The 4,746-nt window shown below is 65.0% G+C and carries 6 protein-coding genes; 4 read left to right on the top strand and 2 right to left on the bottom strand.

The features are described 5' to 3' along the window. Together VEG08_13205 and VEG08_13210 are read right to left on the bottom strand one after the other, a co-directional pair. Window positions 1-633: Crp/Fnr family transcriptional regulator (locus VEG08_13205; protein HXZ28944.1), on the bottom strand; the 633-nt coding region annotated here is incomplete at its 3' end. A 31-nt stretch (window positions 634-664) separates the two neighbouring features. Beyond that, a complete protein-coding gene (locus tag VEG08_13210; protein HXZ28945.1) occupies window positions 665-964 on the bottom strand; it encodes an STAS domain-containing protein in 300 nt (99 codons plus the stop codon). Window positions 965-1,536: 572 nt separating this feature from the next. On the opposite strand from VEG08_13210, the gene VEG08_13215 reads away from it, so the two are divergent. The 4 genes from VEG08_13215 to VEG08_13230 all read left to right on the top strand — a co-directional run. Then, a complete protein-coding gene (locus VEG08_13215) occupies window positions 1,537-2,163 on the top strand; it encodes a hypothetical protein (protein HXZ28946.1) in 627 nt (208 codons plus the stop codon). Window positions 2,164-2,415: 252 nt separating this feature from the next. Then, the gene (locus VEG08_13220; protein HXZ28947.1) at window positions 2,416-2,910 is read left to right on the top strand and encodes a hypothetical protein; all 495 of its coding nucleotides are present in this window, start codon (window positions 2,416-2,418) and stop codon (window positions 2,908-2,910) included. Window positions 2,911-3,424: 514 nt separating this feature from the next. After that, window positions 3,425-4,417 (top strand): aldo/keto reductase, encoded by a 993-nt coding sequence (locus VEG08_13225; protein ID HXZ28948.1) that lies wholly within the window; start codon window positions 3,425-3,427, stop codon window positions 4,415-4,417. Between the two features lie 35 nt (window positions 4,418-4,452). Beyond that, window positions 4,453-4,746: hypothetical protein (locus tag VEG08_13230; protein ID HXZ28949.1), on the top strand; the 294-nt coding region annotated here is incomplete at its 3' end.

Raw genomic sequence — 4,746 nt, forward strand, 5'->3', positions numbered from 1 at the left:
CTGGATGAGCTGCCGCTCGCGGAACTTGCCCAGCAGGCGGGTGACGGTCTCGCGGCTGGTGCCGATCATCTGCGCCATCTCTTCGTGGGTGAGGGTGAGGCGGACGGGCTGCTTGTTGGCGGAGCCGTTGGAGGCGCCCCAATCCAGCAGCAGGCTGGCCAGGCGCTCGGCGGCGGAGTGCGAGAGCCCCAGGGAGCCGATCTCGCGGCAGGCCTGGTTGTACTCCTCGCTCAACTGCTGGGCGACGCGGAAGCAGACGTCGGCGTCCTTCTGCAGGAACTGCAGGAAGTCCTCCGCCCGCACGAACTTCAACTGGCAGGGCTCCAGGGTCTCCGCGGTCACCTGGTAAGGCTTGTGCAGGACGGTGGAGCTCAGCCCCAGCACCTCGCCGGGCTCGGCGATGCGCACGATCAGGGTCTTGCCGTCGCTGGAGTTGACCGAGAGCTTGACCCGGCCGCGGCACAGCACGAAGATGCCGCGCGCCGCCTGCTCCTCGACGAAGATGACCGCCCCCTTGGGGAAGGTCGAAGTGAAAGAGAGCTTTTCGAAGACGCGCAGCGCGGGGCTGGCGAAGCTGCAGAAGAAGTCCCCGTTGCGCTGCTCGCAGCCTTGACAGCTCTCTGCGATTGCCATTCCGTAGGGTGAACGTGCGGTTGCCATGTCGTTATCCCACCTTTCCATGGGCCGTTGTCGCGCGGCCCTCGATCTCTTCCACGATGGAGCGGGTGAGCGGACCTTCGCCCAGAAGCTCCGCCCCTTCCCCGTGCATGTGCTCCAAGAGCTGGCTGCCGGCGCCGTTGACGAAGCTGACGTCGGCCAGGTCGACCACCATTTTCTTGCCCGCCTGCACCCGGCGCAGCGTCTCCCAGCAGCCTTCCAGTTCCTGGACCCACGGGCCTGTGATCTTGCCATCGAGCTTGAGCACCGTCTTGTTGCCTTCGGTCTGTACTGTGATCCTGAGCATGTGATGGCACCTACGCTTGGTTGTAGTGCACGTCACACGCCATGTGTGATGAAGAGCACAATGGGCTGTAAGTGATGGCACTAATGGTAGTTAGCGTTAGCCTCCGAATGGAGTGTCAAGGCGAGTGACGGAGTCAGGTGGCAGCCGGCTGACGCAGTGTCAGCCCGCCGACACGTGCCGACGAGACCGGCTGCGGTGCTCTTAAGCCATCTCACCTACGGCGATCGAGGTCGCATGTTTCGATTCCGGAACAAAAACCACTTTTTCCCTTGACAGGCCGAACTCAGGAGTATCCTCCCTGGCGTCTCCGGCAACGGGTAACCTGGGCAATCACGCTCCCCTAGAGGAGTCGGATCTCCCGAAGGATGGGGCAGCCGCAGGATTCGGGTGGGCCACCCGCCCGTCAGCAGGCCTTGCGCTGGGATGTTCGGTATGCGTGCAACAAGCGCCAACTGCAGGCCACATATTCCTTGAAATCTCGCGGCCGGGTAGCGGAGAATCCCCGGCACTGCAGGGCCGAACCGAAGCTCGACTTTACGCGGAATTCCCCCACATGGGGCAAGGAGAACGACATGAAGACCTTAGCTGTGGTTATGCTGATGGTGCTCTTGCCTGCGGCCCTGGTGGCGCAGACGCAGCATCTCAAGTTCAAGCAGGACGGCGAGTTCGCCAGCCTGAACGAGTCGACTGGGCCGAACTCTTCTTTCAACCTGCAGGTTTCGCGCACATCCAGCACCGGCAGCGGAGCCAGTGCCACCCTGTCCTACTTAGCCACCAGCCTGGCCCCCGACTTCAGCAGCTTCAGCTTCGACCAGATCGTCGGAGACATTCCCGCCAGCTCGTTCACGGGGCAGAACACGCAGCACCTGGTGCTGGCCTTCGACACCAGCCAACTCGATCCCGCCACGTCGTTCAGCCAAAGCTGCACGGTGGACCTCAACACGTTCACCGAGGTCTGCGGGCCGGGGCCGCAAGGGCAAATCAACCTGGAGTTCCGGGAGAACGGGGCACAGCGCACGCAGATCCTGGCGCTGGAGCAGGTGACCACCTTGGGCCCGACCACTACGCGAAACCATCAGAAGTCGGACAACAGTAGCGCCAACGCGCAAGGAACCGTCTTCGGCGCACCCGTCGTGGGCAGCAACGCGACGGTGGGCGTGAACCACAGCTCGACGCTGGAGATGATCGTGAGCCAATAGACGCCAACGTGGCGGCGCCGAACGCCGGGTGCCCCGCTCAAGCCAAAAGCGGGCTGGAGTGGGGCACCTGGGAAAGGGTGGGGCACCCCCGGCGCGTTCCGCGGTCGGGATATGCTCTGCCGCGAAAGGCGGGCCACCCGCCGGGAGCAGGCTCCGCATCGCATCCCGAGGAGCGCTTCAAGGAAAGAGCGCTTGAGTACAGCGCACCGCAGGCATGTAATGGACTCAAATCCCACGAAGGAAGGAGGGGACATGAATTCCCATCATTCCTGGCTCTCTTTCTCCCGAGCGTTCCTGCCGCTGATGGTCGCCTGCGGATTCTTCCTGGGGATGTGGATCAAGTCAGCGCAGGCCACCCCGCGCAACTCCTGGGCCGCTCCCCCAGACCAGATCGAGGTGCTGCGCGACTATGGCTGCTTCGACGAGGGCAGGGCCGGCGAACGGACCACCATGAAGACGGTGACCTTTTCCCGCCCGGTGGTATCCGCCGAGGTCTTCCTCTCGGGTTTCAACCTATGGCAGACCCGGGGAGGAGATACGGAGGTGCGGCAGATCCGGGTGGATTCCTGGGTGGATGCGATCAACGTCGCGCCCAACAATCCTCCCGGCACGCGCGCGCCCGGCCTGCCCGATCCCAAGAGCGTGCGCGTGAAGCTGATGTACATGCTGGTGGACGAAGACCCGACCGGCAGCGAGGACTTCAACGATGCTTGCATCGGCTTCACCGTGATCGCGCGCACGCAGTGACAAGGTGGGTTCAACCCACTCAATCCAAAGGCGGGCTGGAGTGGGGCACCAGGGAAAGGGTGGGGCAGCCCCGGCTTGTTCCGCTTTCGGGACATACTCTGCCGCGAAAGGTGGGCCACCCGCCCATGAGAGCAGACACCGAACTGCTGAAGTATGGCGTTGTAACGGCGCTGCTGACTGCCGGTTGGTTCGCACTAGCGTCCGTGGGCAGGAACATCCTAGTCGAATCGCTGCTAGGATGGGTCGGACTGGTTGTCGTATGCCTTTTCCTGCGCTGGGTGATCAGGAACAAAGTCCGTCCACCCAAGGGCTAGAGGATACTCTGCCGCGAGAGGGCGGGTGGCCCACGTTTGGCCGCAGGGGTCAGCCCTTCAACCGTCCCGAGTCTCCGGCGGCCAAACGTGGGGCTTTACCTCGGGGGATGGAACTGCCCCACGTTTGCCCGCTCCAGATGCGGGATGAGGTAAGCTCTCGTCCGGCGGGTAAATGTGGGCCACCCGCCGGGAGGAGAGCCATGCAGAAACGCAGACTCGGGAAGAGCGGCCTGGAGGTCTCGGCCCTGGGGCTGGGATGCATGGGGATGAGCTTCGGGCTAGGCCCCGCCGTCGACAAGCAGCAAGGGATCTCCCTCATCCGGGCCGCGGCCGAGCGCGGCGTGACCTTCTTCGACACGGCCGAAGTCTACGGCCCGTTCACCAACGAGGAGCTGGTGGGCGAGGCGCTGGCCCCGTTCCGCGACCAGGTGGTGATCGCCACCAAGTTCGGCTTCAAGCCTGATCCTCAAGGCGGAGCGCGCTGGAGCGCCCTGGACAGCCGGCCGGAACACATCCGGGAGGTCGCCGAGGGCTCGCTCCGGCGCCTGCGCACCGAGGTCATCGACCTGTTCTACCAGCACCGCGTCGATCCCGAGGTACCCATCGAGGAGGTGGCGGGAGCGGTGAAGGACCTGGTGGGGCAAGGCAAGGTGAAGCACTTCGGGCTCTCGGAGGCGGGGGTGAAGACCATCCGGCGGGCCCACGCCGTGCAGCCGGTGGCGGCGCTGCAGAGCGAGTACTCGCTGTGGTGGCGGGAGCCGGAAGCGGAGGTGCTGCCGGCGCTGGCAGAACTCGGGATCGGGTTCGTTCCCTTCAGCCCGCTGGGCCGGGGCTTCCTGACCGGGAAGATCGACGAGACCACCACCTTCGAGAACTCCGACATCCGCAGCAAGTTGCCACGCTTCACGCCGGAGAACCGCAAGGCGAACCAGGCGCTGGTGGAGCTGATGGGCAGGTTCGCGCAACAGAAGCAGGCGACGCCGGCCCAGATCGCGCTGGCCTGGCTGCTGGCGCAGAAGCCGTGGATCGTGCCCATCCCGGGCACCACCAAGCGGGATCGTCTGGAGGAGAACCTGGGCGCCGCCGCGGTCGAACTCTCCCCGCAGGACCTCCGGGAACTGGACGCGGCCTCGCAGATCGCGGTGCAGGGCGCCCGCTACCCGGAAGAGATGCAGAAGCTCGTGAACCGCTGAGCCTTGCGCGGATATGGTACTGTGCTGAGGCTGCCATGGCCGAACCAGCCGCCGAGATGCTGCGCATGCTGATGGCCGCCGGCAAGGCGGAGCAGGCGGTCGCCTTGCTGCAGCAGGCCAGCGCTCCCCAGGCGGCCGTCCTGCTGGTGGGGCTTCCCTTCGAAGACCAGCAGGCCCTGTTCCGGCGGCTGCCGCTGGAGCTGGCCGCGCGGGTGACCAGCCAGTTGCCCTACTTCCACGAGTTCGTGCTGCTGCACTCGCGTCCCATCGAAGAGATGCAGGCCATCGTGGAGCAGATGGAGCCGGGCGAGCGGTTGCGCTTCTTGGAC

Source organism: Terriglobales bacterium (assembly GCA_035624475.1).
Taxonomy (GTDB): Bacteria; Acidobacteriota; Terriglobia; order Terriglobales; family Acidobacteriaceae; genus DASPRL01.

Bases quoted from the DNA above. Each gene is read 5' to 3' on its own strand.
- VEG08_13220 (HXZ28947.1), top strand. From the start codon at position 2,416: ATGAATTCCCATCATTCCTGGCTCTCTTTCTCCCGAGCGTTCCTGCCG.
- VEG08_13225 (HXZ28948.1), top strand. From the start codon at position 3,425: ATGCAGAAACGCAGACTCGGGAAGAGCGGCCTGGAGGTCTCGGCCCTG.
- VEG08_13215 (HXZ28946.1), top strand. From the start codon at position 1,537: ATGAAGACCTTAGCTGTGGTTATGCTGATGGTGCTCTTGCCTGCGGCC.
- VEG08_13210 (HXZ28945.1), bottom strand. From the start codon at position 964: ATGCTCAGGATCACAGTACAGACCGAAGGCAACAAGACGGTGCTCAAG.